Consider the following 14645-nt stretch of genomic DNA (forward strand, 5'->3'; position numbering starts at 1 on the left):
TTCGGGTGGCCTTCTTTGGCTGCTCCGGATACCTGTTGACGACTTGCTGGCTCCCGAAGAATGCTGCCGGCCAATCGCAGCACACGGGGGCAGGGGATGAGCATGGAATTGACGGGGACGGGTGGCTTGATCGATCTCAACGATCTGCTCGGGAAGGCAGGCATCGATCCGGAAGCCACCCTGGTGATGCGGCACCGGCCCGCGGAGAAGACGCTCCGCGAAGTGCTCCCATGGTTGGCCGCCGATCGCCACGACCTCTACAACGCCTACCAGAGCCAGCACGGCCCGCGGGTGGAGGCCGCCTTGCAGCGGGCCACTTACCTGGTTTCCCTGATAGGGCATGAGGCCGGTGCTGCGCTTTTTGTGGGGATCTATCGCGTGGCTGGGGCGCAGGTCGTCAGCCGGGAGGCCCTGGAGGCCACGCCGCACATGCAGGAGCTTTTTGCGCTCGGATGCGCTGTGCCGGGGCGGGAATCGTTGGTGCGCTTCGACTTGCAGCTGGAGCCGGTGCTTGCGGCGTGGAAGGGCCGGCTGGTGCTGACCTGGCCTGGTATCGAGCGTTCCTGGTGGCGCTGGGCGGATCGCAACGTCATCCCGGTTCGGGCGATCCACGAGGAAAGCATGCTGGTCCGCAAGGTGCCGGACTGGCAGCAGCTGGTGCTGCGCTGGGAGGAGCTGGCGGTACTGCCGACGAGCTGGAAGGCGGCGCTGTGCCAGTGGCGCGGCATCTACTACATCTTCGACCGTCAATCCGGAAAGGGTTACGTCGGATCGGCCTACGGCGCGGACAATATCCTCGGCCGCTGGCAGGGATACGCGAAGGACGGACACGGCGGCAACAAGCTCCTGCGCGGATGCCGCAAGGAGAACCTGGAGTTCTCGATCCTGCAGCGCGTCGGACCGGATATGCCTGCGGCCGAGGTGATCGAGATCGAAGGCCACTGGAAGCAGCGCCTGCATACCCGCGCGCCCTACGGTTTGAACGACAACTGATCCTTGCTGCCTGCGGCAGCGCGGCCTCGGGGCGGGTATCCTGATCCGCCTTTCAGAACACGCGGTGCCCGCCATGGCCAAGGCCATCAACCCCCTCCAGGAACAGCTGCTCAAGGCCGGGCTGGTCAAGAAGTCCAAGGTGGCGCAGGTGGCGCGCGAGCAGGCCAAGGCGCGCAATGCCAAGGGCGGCGGGGCCGGCCCCAGCGAGATCGAGCTGGAGGCGCAGCGTGCGCGGGCCGAGAAGGCCGAGCGCGACCGCGCGCTGGAGGCCGAGCGCAAGCTGCAGGCGCAGCAGAAGGAAATGCTGGCGCAGGCGCGGCAGATCATCCGCGAGCGCAAGGTGCCGCGCAGCGGCGAGTCGGAGTACCGCTTCACCGCCGACGGCGCGATCCGCACCCTGCTGATCGACGCCGACCAGCGCCGCAAGCTCGCCGCCGGCGCGCTGGTGATCGTGGCCTCCGGCGACAGCTACGACCTGCTGCCGCGGGTGGCCGCCGACCAGGTGCTGGCGCGCGCGCCACAGCTGGTGGTGCTTGACCACGGCCAGGCCGAGGCCGACGCCGAGACGCCGACCAGCGAGGACGACGCCTATTACGCCCAGTTCAAGGTGCCGGACGACCTGATCTGGTAAGCCCAAAACCGGGGTCAGAGTGCGATTTCACGCTGTGCCTTTCGGGATGGCGGTTGAGCTGTCAGCCCGGCGGTGAAAACCGGGGTCAGAGTGCATTTTCTCATCTGGTAGTCCGGGATGAGACGGCCAGGTCTGAGTGAGCCGCTTTCGCCACGGCAGGGGGATTAGAGAGAGGACCGGTATAGAGGCTTGGCTGGCCTCGCTGCGAAATTGCACTCTGACCCCGGTTTTCAGCTGTGGCTCCGGGTGCCACGCAGGGCCACGTCCACCGCGTCGACCCGCCAGTTCATCGACCGTGCGAGCTGCCTGATCTCTTCGGCCTGCGCAGCGCTGAGGCTGGCGTTGTCCAGCAACACGATGCCGGAAAGATGGAAACCTTCCTCGTGCAGGCGCACGGCGCAGCCATGCACCCAGGGCAGGTCGGCGACGGCACGGGCCAGCTGGCCGGGCAGGGGATCGGGATCGCTGCGGTCGAGCTTCTGCGGGCGGGCGTCGTGCAGGTCGCGCACCGCGGCCCGCAGGTTGCTGGCACCGTCGTGCAGCACGCTGCCGGCGATGAACAGCGCCGCGGCCGCGTCGGCCCACCACCAGCCCATGCCGATCCCGGCCACGCCGGCGATGCCGGCCAGGCCGGTCATCCAGTCGGCCTTGCCCACGTCGGCGTCGGTGTGCAGCGGCTTTAGGCTCAGCTGTTCGGCCAGCTCCATCTTCTTGCGGCCCAGGATCACCGGCGGCACCACCGAGACCACCATGGCGCCCATCATGATCCAGCCCTGCCACACCACGTGGCCGCCAAACACCATCGTGCCCACCAACGGGCGGGTGGCGGTGAGCAGGGTATGCAGGCCGTCGTAGACCAGGGCCAGGCCCACGCCGGTCAGCGCCACGGACGAGATCAGGAAGTTGATGTCGAACGCGCGCTCGCGGCCGGTGATGTATTCGGCGTCCACGCCCTTGCGGCGGAAGCGGCTGGCCACGAGGAAGGCCACCGGCGGCACCAGGCTGAGGATGTCCTCGACCAGCGCGGTCTTCATCGCCTGCGAGCCGCCCATCACGAAGTACATCATGGTCGCGACCAGGCCCATTACCAGCAGCGTCCACCAGCACAGGTGCTCGGCGCGGCGCAGGGCCCGGCGCTGTTCGCCGGGGAGCTCGCGCGCCGGCGGGCGCGGGGCGATGGGGTTCATTGCGCGCCCTCCTGGTCCACCAGGTACTGGTCGAAGGACAGGTGCCAGGCCGGCTGCCCGGGCGGCAGGGCGACGCGGCGCTCGGGCATGGGACCGTCGACCCCGGCGCGCAGGCCCAGCGGGCGCGACCAGCCGACCTTGGGCTGCCACGGCGAGTCGGGGTGGTAGCCGCCGATCACCGCATGCAGGCGCGCGTGTTCCAGCTCGCCCAGCAGCGCGTCGTGGCCGCCGGGCTTCCATTCCACGCGGTAGCCATGCGCGGCGGCGAAGCGCTGCACCAGTTCCGCTTCCGGGCCGGAAACGCTGCCGTCGGGCGCGATCCGTACCCACGGCGGATCGTCGCTGGCGCCTACGCGCATGGCGTCCTGCGCGGCCTGCCGGCTGAGATCGTCGGCATCGCGCGGGTACGGGCCGCAGCCGGCCAGAGCGGCCAGCGCCACCACGCATGCCAGGGCAGGGATGCGATGCATGGACGCTCTTATGGGCGCTGCGGGGTGAACGCGATGTCAGGTCGGCGGAGTCTGGGGCTTGCCGGTGTTGGCGTCCCGGATGCGGCCTTCGGCCGCGCGCACCCGCGTCCTCCAGGCGCACGACGCCCGTGCCGTCGGCACGGCCCCGCCACCTTGAAGGCGACGCTCTTGCAGGGCCCGGAAGCGAAGCGCACCCGGCTTCCCCCCTCCCCGTGGTCCTGGAACGCCACCGGGCCCCGGCTCACCCCGGGGCGACATTGAGGGATGGTGCGCGGGCCGACGGGCACTGGATCACATGCCGGCAACACCCGCGGTGGGAGCCTGCGGCCAAAGCCAGGCCCCATCCATGCACCTGATCCAGCTGTTCCTGCCGCTGCGCGACAACGATGGCCAGGCGTTCCCGCGGGCCCTGTATGACGAGGTCCGCGCAGCGCTGGCCGAGCGCTTCGGCGGGGTGACCGCGTTCGTGCGTTCGCCGGCGGTCGGGCTGTGGGAGGACGACGAGGGCGACGTGCAGCGTGACGACGTGGTGCTGCTGGAGGTGATGGCCGACCACGTGGACCACGGCTGGTGGGTGTCCTACCGCAAGGGCCTGGAGCGCCGCTTCCGCCAGGACGAGGTGCTGGTGCGGGCGACGCGGGTGGAGCGGCTGTAGGCGTCATCGGAGTGCAGCCGGGACGCGCCTGGCAATGCCGCGACCAGGGAGGCTGTATCGGAGCACGGGTGTGCTACGCCTATCCGGGCTACGCTTTGCAACCTGCGCACGAGCTGGAGCTGTTGATGGCCTATACCAACCACTACCTGGAAGCCGAGCCTTCCCGCGCCGAGGTGGACGCGCGCGAGGGCCCGCTGTTGCTCGAGTTCGGTGCGCCGTGGTGCCCGCACTGCCAGGGGGCGCAGCCGGCGATCGAGGCGCTGGCCTCCGAGCATCCGCAGCTGCAGCACCTGAAGATCGAGGACGGCCGCGGCAAGCCGCTGGGACGCTCGTTCAAGGTGAAGCTGTGGCCGACCCTGGTGCTGCTGCTCGATGGCCAGGAACTGGCGCGGGTGGTACGGCCCGTGGCCGGCGAGGACCTGCAGCCGCTGCGCGCGGCGCTGGTGGGCGGCTGAGCGGGGGCATGGCGATGGACGCGATGAAGTACGCGCGGGTGGCGCTGCTGGCGCTTGCGCAGGCGGGCGCGGCGCTGGCCGGCGACGGGAAGGACGCCGCGCCAGCGCAAGCGGCCGCGGTGCTGGAGCGGTTCCGCACGCCCGCCGAGGGGATCCGTTCCGGCGGCCGCATCCAGGCCGCCGACCTGCCGGCCTTGCAGGCAGCCGGCATCGTGCGGGTGATCGACCTCACGCCCGATGCCGAGACACCCGATTTCGACGAGGCCGCCGCGGTGCGCGCGGCCGGACTGCACTACGCCAACCTGCCGATCGCCGGGCCGCAGGACATCGACCGCGAGGCGGTGCTGGCCTTCGACGCGCTGCTGGCCGGAAGCGGGGGGCCGACCCTGGTGCATTGCGCCAGCGGCAACCGCGTGGGGGCCCTGGCGGCCCTGCGCGCGGCCTGGCTGCACGGTGCCGACGAGGAGGCCGCGATCGACGAGGGCCGGCGCTGGGGCCTCACCGGGCTGGAACCGGTGGTACGCCAACGCCTGCGCCAGGCGCGCTGCATTGCCGATGCCGCCGATGTGGCGGCCTGCGCGGACGGCGGCTGAGCCGGCTCAGCGCCTGCGCGCGCTGAGGAAGGTCCACAGGTCCTGGTAGGACGGGACCAGCACGTCCTGCTCGCAGCGCCCGGCGAAGTGCGCGTCCACCGCCTGGCGGATCAGCGGCAGCACCTCGCGGCGCAGGGCGCGGTCGGCGGCATCGTCGCGGCCATGGCCGCAGCACTGCATGCTCAGCACGCCGCCGGGGCGCAGGGCGCGCGCGATGTGGCCGATGATGCCGGTGATGAATTCGGCGCGGGACTGGCCCTCGCGCACCGGGTCCATGGTCAGGTCGTAGACCACGGCATCCAGGTCGCGTGCCTGCGCGATCCAGGCGAAGGCATCGCCGGTGACGATGCGCGCGTGCGGGCTGTCGAAGGCGTCGCCGCACAGCGCCGGCAGGTGCTGGCGGCAGAGCTCCATGACCCGCGGGTCGATCTCGACCATGGTCAGCTCGGACGGCAGCGCGTCCAGCGGTTCGAGGGTGCGGATCAGCTCGGCAAGCACGCCACCGTCGCCGCCGCCGAGGATGGCGACGCGTTCCAGGCGCGGATGGGCCAGCAGCGGGCTGGTCATGGCGACGCCGTAGGCGACGTCGGATTCGGAGATCTGGAGGTCGCCGTCGAGGAAGAGCTGGCCCCCGAAGCGCGGGTGGCGGGTGACGACGACGTGCTGCAGACCGGTGTGCTCGTCGGCGAGCAGGTGGTTGGAAGCGGCCGGTGCAACCGGCGGGAGATGCAGGCGGAGACCGGCGCGGTGGCCGTTGGATGGAATCAATCCGGGTTCCTCCTGTTGCGGTGGATGGACCCCCATGCTGGTCAATCCGGGCGGAGGGTTCAAGTTCCGCTCCATCGCGGCCGCATCGCGCGGGGCGGGGCGGTAACCACGATGGCGGGACGATCCGTCGCATCCGTGGCCCGTTGACCACATCCGATGCACGGGAGCAGACTGCGCGCCGCCGGTGGCGGCACGCCGCCGGTGCGTCGTTCCGCGACGCTTTCGCGCAGGCGCCGCACGTGGCATGCAGGCGCCTTTCGGAGTCCAGATACCAATGTCCAGCGACAGTCATCCCGGCCCCGGGCCGCTGACGGTGCTGGCGACCGCCTGAGCGATCGGGACTGGTTCGCCGCCGCTGCCGCCGGCCCGTGGCCGAAACGAGGCGAACCCGATGAAGAACCCGATCCTGCTGCGGCAGCCCGGCGCGGCGGCCGTCACCCTCGCTGCACCCCTGGCCGCGCTCGACACCGCCGATGCGGTGGAGCATCTCAACAGCATGGACCGCGACGATGCGGCGGCGGTGCTCGCGGCGCTGCCGGTGCCACGCGCGGTGGAACTCCTGGAGCAGCCCGAGCTGCGCGACGCCAGCGTGCTGGTGGCGCGGCAGGACTTGGCGCTGGCGGCCGGCTGGCTCGGGCAGATGGCCCATGATCGCGCCACCGACATCTTCCAGGGCCTGGACGCGAAGCACCGCGACCAGCTGCTGTGGCGGCTGGATCCGGACACCCGCGATGCGATCCGCAAGCTGCTGCGCTACCCGCCCAACACCGCCGGTGCGCTGATGACCACCGAGTTCGCGGCAGTGCCGGCGGACTGGACCGTCGGCCGCACCCTGCAATACGTGCGCGAGGTCGAGCGCAGCCGCGAGACCGTCTACGCCATCTACCTGCTCGATCCGCGGGAACAGACCCTGGTGCAGGTGGTGACCATGCGCCGCCTGATCACCGGCGAGCCGGACGCGCCGATCCTGCAGGTGGCCCAGGCCACGCCGCCGGTCGCGGTGGACGCGCAGATGGACCAGGAGGAGGTGGCGCGCCTGATCCGGCGCCACGACCTGCTGGCGATCCCGGTGGTGGACGCGCGCGGGCACGTGCTGGGCATCGTCACCGTGGACGACGTGCTCGATGCGCTGATCGCCGAGTCCACCGAGGACGTGCACAAGTTCGGCGGCATGGAGGCGCTGGACAAGCCGTACATGCGCATTGGCTTCGGCGAGATGATCCGCAAGCGCGCCGGCTGGCTGGGCGTGCTGTTCCTGGGCGAGATGCTGACCGCCAGCGCGATGCAGCACTTCGAGGACCAGCTGGCGCGGGCGGTGGTGCTGACCCTGTTCATCCCGCTGATCATGAGCTCCGGCGGCAACTCCGGCTCGCAGGCCACCTCGCTGCTGATCCGCGCGCTGGCGTTGCGCGAATTGCGCCTGGGCGACTGGTGGAAGGTGGCCCTGCGCGAGATCCCCACCGGCGCGGTACTGGGCGCCATCCTCGGCCTGCTGGCGATCGTGCGCATTGCCGTGTGGCAGTACGCCGGGCTGTACGACTACGGCCCGCACTGGGGGATGGTGGCGCTGACCATCGCCGCGGCGCTGGTCGGGATCGTGGGCTTCGGCTCGCTGTCCGGCTCGATGCTGCCGTTCGTGCTGCAGCGCCTGGGCTTCGACCCGGCCAGCGCCTCTGCGCCGTTCGTGGCCACGCTGGTCGACGTCACCGGGCTGGTGATCTATTTCAGCATCGCCGCGCTGATCCTGGGCGGCACGCTGCTGTAGCCGGCTGTCCGGAGCCCGTGCCCCGCGTAGCCCCGGCAAGGCCGCATCCACGCCCCCGCGCGCTGGAAGCCGCGCCATTGCAGCCGTCGATGGCCCGGCTTCCTGCCGCCTTGCTTGCCACCCGGAGCCACCGGATCCCGACCCAAGGACGGGACGACGCTGGGGACGCGTCCGGGCTGCGCCCGCCATCCGGCATCATTCGCGCATGTCCGCATCCGAAGCTTCCGGCTCCACGCCGCTGACCCGCGCCGCCATCGCCCGCAAGGCCTGGCCGATCATCCTGGCCAATGCCTCGGTGCCCCTGCTGGGGCTGGTCGATACCGCGGTGATCGGCCGCTACGGCAGCACCGCCGACCTTGGCGCCCTGGCGCTGGGCGCGCTGCTTTTCAACTTCGTCTACTGGAGCTTCGGCTTCCTGCGCATGGCCACCACCGGCTTCGTGGCCCAGGCCGCCGGCGCCGGCGACGAGGCCGAGGTGCGCGCGGCGCTGGCGCGGCCGCTGCTGCTGGGCGCGGGCCTGGGCGTGGCCATCTGGTTGCTGCAGTGGCCGCTGGTGGCGGGCTACTTCGCGTTGATGGATGCGAGCGCGGCGGTCGCGGGTACCGGCGCGGACTACTTCGCCGCGCGGGTATGGGGCGCGCCGGCGGCGCTGGCGCTGTATGCGTTGTGCGGCGCGCTGGTGGGGCTCGGACGCAGCCGCACGCTGCTGGCGGTGCAGCTGCTGCTCAATGGGCTAAACGCCGCATTGGACGTCTACCTGGCCGGCGTGCTCGACCTCGGCGCACGCGGCATCGGTTACGGCACGGCCATCGCCGAGTGGACCACCTGCCTGGTCGCCGCGGTGGTGGTGTGGCGGATGCTGCGGGCCCGCCATCGCGACGGCGAGCCGTTCCTGCCCTGGGCACGCATCGGCGACCGCGCACGGCTGCGGCGGACGCTGGCGGCCAACGGCGACATCATGGTCCGCACCCTGTGCCTGCTGGCCGGCTTCGGCTGGTTCGCGCGCCAGGGCGCGGCGCTGGGCGATGCGACCCTGGCGGCCAACCACCTGCTGTTGCAGCTGGTGTCGTTCAGCGCGTTCTTCCTCGATGGCTTCGCCTACGTGGCCGAAGCGCAGGTGGGGCATGCGGTGGGCGCGCGCGATCGGGCCCGCTTCCGGCGGGCGGTGCGGTTGAGCAGCGAGCTGGCGGTGGCGACGGCGGCAATGCTGGCCGCGATCCTGTGGCTCGGGGGTGGGGCGATGGTGCGGCTGCTGACCACGCTGCCGGACGTGGCGGCGGTGGCGCTGGCACATCTGCCGTGGGTGGCGCTGTACGTACTGCTATCGGTGGCGGCGTTCCAGCTGGATGGGGTGTTCATCGGCGCCACGCGTACCCGGCAGATGCGCAATGCCGCGCTGCTGTCGGTGGCGGTGTTCCTGCTGGCGGCGTGGCCGGCGGCAGCATGGTGGGGTAACCACGGGCTGTGGGCGGCGTTCGTGGTGTTCGTCGTCGCGCGGGCGCTGGCGTTGGTTCCGTATTACCGGGGGCTCGATTCGGAATTGGGCGCGTAGCCCGGATAAGGCCGCAGGCCGCATCCGGGTTTCCGCCACGGCGCGCGATCTTCGGCGATGGCGATCCCGGGTGCGCTTCGCTTACCCGGGCTACAAGTGCGCTGCCACCGTCGCTCGGCGAAGCCTGTAGCCCGGATAAGGCCGCAGGCCGCATCCGGGGCCGTCGCATTGGTATAGCTGCGGTAGCGGATGGCAATCCCCGGGTGCGCTTCGCTTACCCGGGCTACAAGCGTGCGTCGTTCTCGTGAGTGCGACCGGGTACGCCATCTTCGCGATGGATACAGCCTTGGTAACCGGCCCTCTCCCCCGTCCCCCTTCCCCAGTGGGAGAAGGGACGGGGCTGGGTTTGATCCGCGCCCATGGGCGCGGGTGTTTGAGGGGACTGCCAGACCGGCTCGCCGACGCCATCAGCGGCGTTCTTCGCGCCGGTGCCGGGCCAACATGCCCTCTCACCCGGTGGGGAGAGGGCGCCAGGCAGCGGCATCATCGAATGGTGATTGCACTGCGCGCCGCTCACGCGCCTGGCCGTAGCCTCGTTGCCACACACGAGGACAGACCATGAGCACGAACAACCACCAGGATCCGGCGAAGGATCCGAACGAATCCAACGACGGCGCGCAGTCCAACCGCACCACGCCGCCGGATGCGGGGCAGGGCGAGTCGCTGCCGGAGGCCCCGGCCAGCGATCCGCAGGCAGGCATCGACCGCGAGGTCGGCGACCTGGAGGACCCGGACGCGGAGGACGACGGCGCGCTGCCGGGCCGCGCCGGTGGAGGACTGGCCGGCGGCTGATCAAGCCCCTCCCCGCAGGGCCGGCCGCGTGCCATTCACGTGGCGCCGGCCACAATGACGGGCCGCTCCGATCCCGCAGGCCCGTGAGTCCGCAGCGCCGCCTACCGCTTATCGTCGCCACCGCCCTGTTCATCGAGAACATGGATTCGACGGCGATCTCCACTTCGCTGCCGCAGATCGCGGCCGACGTGGGCACCGAGCCGGTGGCGCTGAAGCTGGCCCTGACCACCTACATGCTGGCGCTGGCCGTGTTCATCCCGGTCAGCGGCTGGGTCGCCGACCGCTTCGGCGCGCGCCGCATCTTCGTCGGTGCGATCGCCGTGTTCCTGGTCGGCTCGCTGTGCTGCGCCGCCAGCGACGGGCTCGGCAGCCTGGTGGCGGGCCGCTTCGTGCAGGGCGTGGGCGGGGCGATGATGGTGCCGGTGGGCCGCCTGGTCCTGCTGCGCAGCATCGAGAAGGCCGAGCTGGTGCGCGCGCTGAGCTGGCTGACGGTGCCGGCGATGCTGGGCCCGATCCTCGGCCCGGTGCTGGGCGGCGCGATCACCACCTATGCGCACTGGCGCTTCATCTTCCTCATCAACCTGCCGATGGGCCTGCTGGGCATGTGGCTGGCGTGGCGCTTCGTGCCGGACCTGCGCCAGCCGGTGGCGAAGATGGACTGGCGCGGCTTCGTGCTGTCGGCCAGTGGCCTGGGCCTGGCGATGTTCGGCCTGTCGGCGATCGGCCGCGGGTTGATGCCGGGCGCGGCGACGTCGCTGGTGATCGTGGTCGGCTTCGCCCTGGTGTTCGCCTACGTGCGGCATGCGCGCACCCACCCGCATCCGCTGCTGTGCCTGGACCTGCTGCGCTATCCGACCTACCGCGCCGGCGTGCTGGGCGGCTCGCTGTTCCGCATCGGCATCGGCGCCACGCCGTTCCTGCTGCCGCTGATGCTGCAGCTGGGCTTTGGCCTGGATCCGCTGCAGTCGGGCATGATCACCTTCACTTCCACCGCCGGGGCGATGTTCATGAAGGTGGTGGCGCCGCGCATCCTGCACCAGTTCGGATTCCGCCCGGTGCTGGTGTGGAACGGCCTGCTGGCCTCGGCGCTGCTGGCCGGCTTCGGCCTGTTCCGCGCCGATACGCCGTACTGGCTGATGGTCTCGGTGCTGCTGGCCAGTGGCTGCTTCCGCTCGCTGCAGTTCACCAGCATCAATGCCATCGCCTATGCCGAGATCGGCCAGGAGCGCATGAGCCAGGCCAGCAGCCTGGCCGCGGTGGCGCAGCAGGTATCGTTGGCGCTGGGCGTGACCATCGGCGGCTATGCGCTAAGCGTGGCCGGACGGGCCACCGGCGGCGGCGATGGCGATCCGCTGGCCTTCCTGTTCGCCTTCCTCACCGTGGGCGTGATCTCGGCGATCTCGGTGTTCGAGATGCGCAAGCTGGCGCCCGATGCGGGCGCCGAAATGGCGGGCCGCGCCGAGGCCGGCCACGAGGTTACCGAGCCGAAGGTAGAGGCGCGGCCGCAGGCCTAGTCCATCCACGCAAGGCCACGTGCGCGCCGTGCCCGGCCGCGGCTCCAGGCCTGCCCGGGGACATGCATCAGCCTGCCACCTCGACCGGGCCGGTACCGGCGCCGACCCGCGGATCGCCCAGGCGGCGGCCGGCCAGCGCCTCGAACTGGATCGGGTCGTGCGAGCAGAACAGGGTGAGCTGCGGCTCGCGCAGCGCCAGTTCGCGCAGGCGTTCGCGGCTGTGCAGGCGTGCCCGCCGGTCCTTCTCCATCATCCACTGGTAGAAGCGCAGGCCCGGCGTGCAGCGGGGCTCGGCGTGCATCTCGCGGGCGTCGAAGTAGGCGTCGCCGGCCAGCAGCAGCCAGTCGTGGTCGCCGCGGATGGCCACGCCCGCATGGCCGTGGGTATGGCCGGGCAGGTGCACCATCAGGATCTCCGGTGGCAGGCCGCGCAGCGCGGACACGGCCTCCAGTCCCATCCACGCCTCGGTGCGCGCATCGTCATAGGCGAGCCAGCGCCCGCGCGAGCCCCACACTGCTGCGGGCGGAAGCGCTGCCGGTCCAGCCAGGTGCGCTGGCGCGCGGCGGCTTCCTCCTCGATCGCGCGCAGGTGCACGGTGGCGTTGGGGAAGTCGTCCAGGCCGCCGGCATGGTCGAAGTCCAGGTGGGTAAGCACGATGTCGGTGACGTCCGCGGGGGCGTAGCCGAGCGCCTGGAGCTGGCGTGCCGCGGTCATTTCCGCGCGCAGGTCGGGGGCGAGCAGGCCCAGGAAGAACGCGCTGAGGCGGTCGCGGGGATGCGCTACGTCGCGCAGGCCCAGCCCGGTGTCCACCAGGACCAGGCGGTTGCCGGCTTCCACCAGCAGGCAATGGCAGGCCAGGGAAGCGCGGGTGAACACGCCGCGGGTGCGGCCGTCCATCAGGTGTCCGCCCAGCGGACAGGTGGAGATGCAATTGAGGTGGTGGACCTTCATGGCGACTCCGCTTGGCGTTGCAGGCTGGAAGCGTGCAACGCCGACGTGGTGGCCGTTGCGATCCGCGCCGGGGAGATGGCTGCACCAACTGCATTTGCGCATGGCCTGGCGTGATCCCGGGATCACGCGCGGGTGGTTGCCACCCGCGCAAAAGGAAAGGGCCCCGCTTGGGGGCCCCTTGGCACTGGAGAGCCGGCCGGGATCAGCGCTGCTGGCCGCGGTGCTGCTGGTCCTGCTGGTTCTGGCGACCCTGCTGGTCGTGCTGCTGCTGTTGCTGCTGGTTCTGCCGACCCCGCTGCTGGTCGTCCTGCTGCTGCTGGTTCTGGCGCTCCTGCTGGTCCTGCTGCTGTTGCTGGCCCTGCTGGTCCTGGCGGCGCTGCTGGTCCTGCTGGTTCTGGTTCTGCTGGTTGGCCATTTTTGCGCTTCCTTCTTCGAGGCCATGGCGGAGTGCCACGGTCCGACGACAGTGTCCGCATGCATGCGTTAGCAAGGCGCCCAGTGCGCGGTGAACGCTGCTTTACGAAATCCCCGATCGATCGCGCCGGAAGCTTGCAAAACAGCAGGTTGCGCGCACTGGCGCGGAGTTGCGCGTTATTGCCGTGCGTTATCGGCTTATGCGTTGGAATGTGGCTGGTGTATCCGCGTGCAGGGGGATGAACCGGACAGCGTTGCCGGTGCGTGCGCGGGTGGTTCGGGGATTCCCGGCCGACCACGCACCGGCGGTGTTGCTTGTCGCGCGCTTGGGGCGGGAGGGCCACGGGCGCTGGGGTGTCGACGGTGGTGTCGACGGACCCGGAAGCGGCCATCAGCCTGGTCCGACCACGCAAAAAAAAAGCCGCGGCGCCAGGCGCCGCGGCGTGGTTTGCGAAACGGCGGGTGCTTCTTACTGGCCTGCCGTGCCCGATTGAAGGGCGCGGGCCTGCTCCAGGTGCTGGGCCACGTGGTCGCGGGTAAGGCTCAGGTGCTGGCGCACCTCCTCGCGCTCGGCGGCCGGGATCAGCTTCTGGTCCAGGGCCTCCAGCGCTTCGGTGTGGCCCTTCACCATCGCGTCGACGTAGGCCTTGCGGTAAGCCTCGCCGTCGAGGTCGTCGAGCGTGTCGCGTTCCTGTTCGCCCTTCTGGCGCTGGGCCTGGGCATCCTGCGACTGCTCGTCCGGGCCCAGGGCGCTGGTCTGGGTGCGGTTCTGGGTGTGCTGGTCGATCATCAGCCGCGCATAGTCGGCGGTGGCGCCGGTCACGCCCTTGGCCAGGGCCTGTTCGCCGGCGGCGATCTCGTGCTCGTTGATGGCGTTGAGCACCCCCAGCGCGCTGGCCTCGGCGGGGCTGGTGGCCTGGTCGTCGCCCATGGCCGGGTCGACGGTCGCGCCCGGCGGCTGCGCCGCCGGATCGGCGGCCGAGGTGTCCGGCACGCCCGGGTCCATCTCACCGTCGCGGTTGCGGTCGCCGCAGGCGGCGAGGCCGGCGATGGCGAGTGCGAGCAGGGCGGGGGTGGCGATGCGTTTGATGTTCATGCGGTCTCCGTTGCGGGGGAGGAGGGGCCGGACGCCGGCCGGGAGAGTGGCCGGCGTCCGGCTGACCACGGCGAAAGGAGCATCGCAGGCGCCGTGGCCGGGGACGGTCAGGCGGCGCGCTGCTGCGCCGCGGCCTGGTTGCCGCCCTGCTCGGCCAGCAGGGTCAGCTTCTCGTCGGTGGCCTTTTCTTCCTCGAGGGTCTCGAGGATCAGCGGCAGGGCTTCCTTGTAGCCGAGCTGCTTGGCCAGCGCGGCAAGGGTGCCGTAGGCGGCGATCTCGTAGTGCTCGACCTTTTGCGCGCCGCCGATCAGGGCTGCGTCGCGCAGCGGGCCGGCCTCGATCGAATCGATGACTTCCTTGCCTTCCTCGACCAGGCCTTCCATCGCCGCGCACTTGATGCGCTTGAGGCGGATGTCCAGCAGTTCGACGATCTGGTCGATGCGCTCGATCTGGCCCTGGGTTTCCTCCAGGTGCAGGCGGAAGCCTTCGGCCAGTTCCGGGTTGTCGGCGGCGCGCGCCAGGCGCGGCAGGGCCTTGGTCAGCTGCTTCTCGGCGCTGTAGATGTCCGACAGCTCGTGGATGAAAAGCTCTTCGATGTTTTTCACCGCCATGACGGATGCTCCTTCGTCTGCGGCCGGATGGGATGGGTGGAATGGGTGCACGCCGGCGATGCGCAACGTGGACCATGGTGGACGGGTGGGCATTGGCTGCAGGTCCAATGCCGGTGAAATCGATGTTCAGCAGGCGTGGCGTGCGTTTCATCGCGCTTGCACGCCTCCTTCATCGCGCCATGCGCGGCGCCGCGGTTC

General features: G+C 70.7%; 17 protein-coding genes. 10 read left to right on the forward strand and 7 right to left on the reverse strand.

What is annotated here, in order from left to right:
* Positions 1-126 precede the first annotated feature (126 nt).
* Positions 127-993, forward strand: coding sequence for a GIY-YIG nuclease family protein (locus tag EIM48_RS08725; protein WP_232210979.1), 867 nt, complete (start codon positions 127-129; stop codon positions 991-993).
* A 73-nt stretch (positions 994-1066) separates the two neighbouring features.
* Complete coding sequence (locus EIM48_RS08730) at positions 1067-1624, forward strand: DUF2058 domain-containing protein (RefSeq protein ID WP_125109003.1); 558 nt, start codon at positions 1067-1069, stop codon at positions 1622-1624.
* A gap of 230 nt (positions 1625-1854) precedes the next feature.
* On the opposite strand, the gene EIM48_RS08735 is transcribed toward EIM48_RS08730, so the two are convergent.
* Together EIM48_RS08735 and EIM48_RS08740 are read right to left on the reverse strand one after the other, a co-directional pair.
* On the reverse strand, positions 1855-2811 hold the full coding sequence (locus EIM48_RS08735; RefSeq protein ID WP_125111475.1) for a cation transporter: 957 nt from the start codon (positions 2809-2811) through the stop codon (positions 1855-1857).
* Positions 2808-3281, reverse strand: a complete 474-nt coding sequence (locus EIM48_RS08740) for an ABC transporter substrate-binding protein (protein ID WP_233581661.1) — start codon at positions 3279-3281, stop codon at positions 2808-2810. Before EIM48_RS08740 ends, EIM48_RS08735 begins: the two co-directional genes overlap by 4 nt.
* Positions 3282-3627: 346 nt before the next feature.
* Between EIM48_RS08740 and EIM48_RS08745 the strand changes: the two genes are divergently transcribed.
* From EIM48_RS08745 to EIM48_RS08755, 3 genes are all read left to right on the forward strand, one after another.
* Complete coding sequence (locus tag EIM48_RS08745) at positions 3628-3936, forward strand: hypothetical protein (RefSeq protein WP_019397196.1); 309 nt, start codon at positions 3628-3630, stop codon at positions 3934-3936.
* A 125-nt stretch (positions 3937-4061) separates the two neighbouring features.
* Complete coding sequence (locus EIM48_RS08750) at positions 4062-4391, forward strand: thioredoxin family protein (protein ID WP_026010205.1); 330 nt, start codon at positions 4062-4064, stop codon at positions 4389-4391.
* An 8-nt stretch (positions 4392-4399) separates the two neighbouring features.
* Complete coding sequence (locus EIM48_RS08755) at positions 4400-4984, forward strand: sulfur transferase domain-containing protein (RefSeq protein WP_125109005.1); 585 nt, start codon at positions 4400-4402, stop codon at positions 4982-4984.
* 6 nt (positions 4985-4990) lie between these two features.
* Here EIM48_RS08755 and EIM48_RS08760 read toward each other — a convergent pair whose 3' ends face one another.
* Positions 4991-5752 (reverse strand): spermine synthase, encoded by a 762-nt coding sequence (locus tag EIM48_RS08760; RefSeq protein WP_028914894.1) that lies wholly within the window; start codon positions 5750-5752, stop codon positions 4991-4993.
* A 391-nt stretch (positions 5753-6143) separates the two neighbouring features.
* On the opposite strand from EIM48_RS08760, the gene mgtE reads away from it, so the two are divergent.
* The 4 genes from mgtE to EIM48_RS08780 all read left to right on the forward strand — a co-directional run bounded on the left by mgtE (position 6144) and on the right by EIM48_RS08780 (position 11375).
* Positions 6144-7517 carry a magnesium transporter gene (mgtE, locus tag EIM48_RS08765; RefSeq protein WP_125111476.1) on the forward strand — a complete coding sequence of 458 codons (1374 nt, stop codon included), beginning with the start codon at positions 6144-6146 and terminating at the stop codon, positions 7515-7517.
* Between the two features lie 205 nt (positions 7518-7722).
* Positions 7723-9069 (forward strand): MATE family efflux transporter, encoded by a 1347-nt coding sequence (locus EIM48_RS08770; protein WP_125111477.1) that lies wholly within the window; start codon positions 7723-7725, stop codon positions 9067-9069.
* 558 nt (positions 9070-9627) lie between these two features.
* On the forward strand, positions 9628-9861 hold the full coding sequence (locus tag EIM48_RS08775) for a hypothetical protein (protein ID WP_028914891.1): 234 nt from the start codon (positions 9628-9630) through the stop codon (positions 9859-9861).
* Complete coding sequence (locus tag EIM48_RS08780) at positions 9861-11375, forward strand: MFS transporter (RefSeq protein ID WP_255416933.1); 1515 nt, start codon at positions 9861-9863, stop codon at positions 11373-11375. The genes EIM48_RS08775 and EIM48_RS08780 overlap by 1 nt, the downstream gene beginning before the upstream one ends.
* A 67-nt stretch (positions 11376-11442) precedes the next feature.
* On the opposite strand, the gene EIM48_RS15570 is transcribed toward EIM48_RS08780, so the two are convergent.
* Complete coding sequence (locus EIM48_RS15570; protein WP_233581662.1) at positions 11443-11832, reverse strand: hypothetical protein; 390 nt, start codon at positions 11830-11832, stop codon at positions 11443-11445.
* Positions 11781-12326, reverse strand: coding sequence for an MBL fold metallo-hydrolase (locus tag EIM48_RS15575; RefSeq protein ID WP_233581663.1), 546 nt, complete (start codon positions 12324-12326; stop codon positions 11781-11783). The genes EIM48_RS15570 and EIM48_RS15575 overlap by 52 nt, the downstream gene beginning before the upstream one ends.
* Before the next feature lie 178 nt (positions 12327-12504).
* Here EIM48_RS15575 and EIM48_RS15425 point away from each other — a divergent pair, with 178 nt between their 5' ends.
* Positions 12505-12813: a hypothetical protein gene (locus EIM48_RS15425; protein ID WP_199728406.1), complete on the forward strand. Its 309-nt coding sequence runs from the start codon at positions 12505-12507 to the stop codon at positions 12811-12813.
* Between the two features lie 396 nt (positions 12814-13209).
* Here EIM48_RS15425 and EIM48_RS08795 read toward each other — a convergent pair whose 3' ends face one another.
* Positions 13210-13836, reverse strand: coding sequence for a DUF4142 domain-containing protein (locus tag EIM48_RS08795; RefSeq protein ID WP_125111478.1), 627 nt, complete (start codon positions 13834-13836; stop codon positions 13210-13212).
* A 107-nt stretch (positions 13837-13943) separates the two neighbouring features.
* Positions 13944-14447, reverse strand: coding sequence for a ferritin-like domain-containing protein (locus EIM48_RS08800; RefSeq protein ID WP_019398622.1), 504 nt, complete (start codon positions 14445-14447; stop codon positions 13944-13946).
* Positions 14448-14645 lie beyond the last annotated feature (198 nt).

It is taken from the genome of Pseudoxanthomonas sp. SGNA-20, assembly GCF_003931635.1.
In the GTDB taxonomy this organism is placed as follows: domain Bacteria; phylum Pseudomonadota; class Gammaproteobacteria; order Xanthomonadales; family Xanthomonadaceae; genus Pseudoxanthomonas.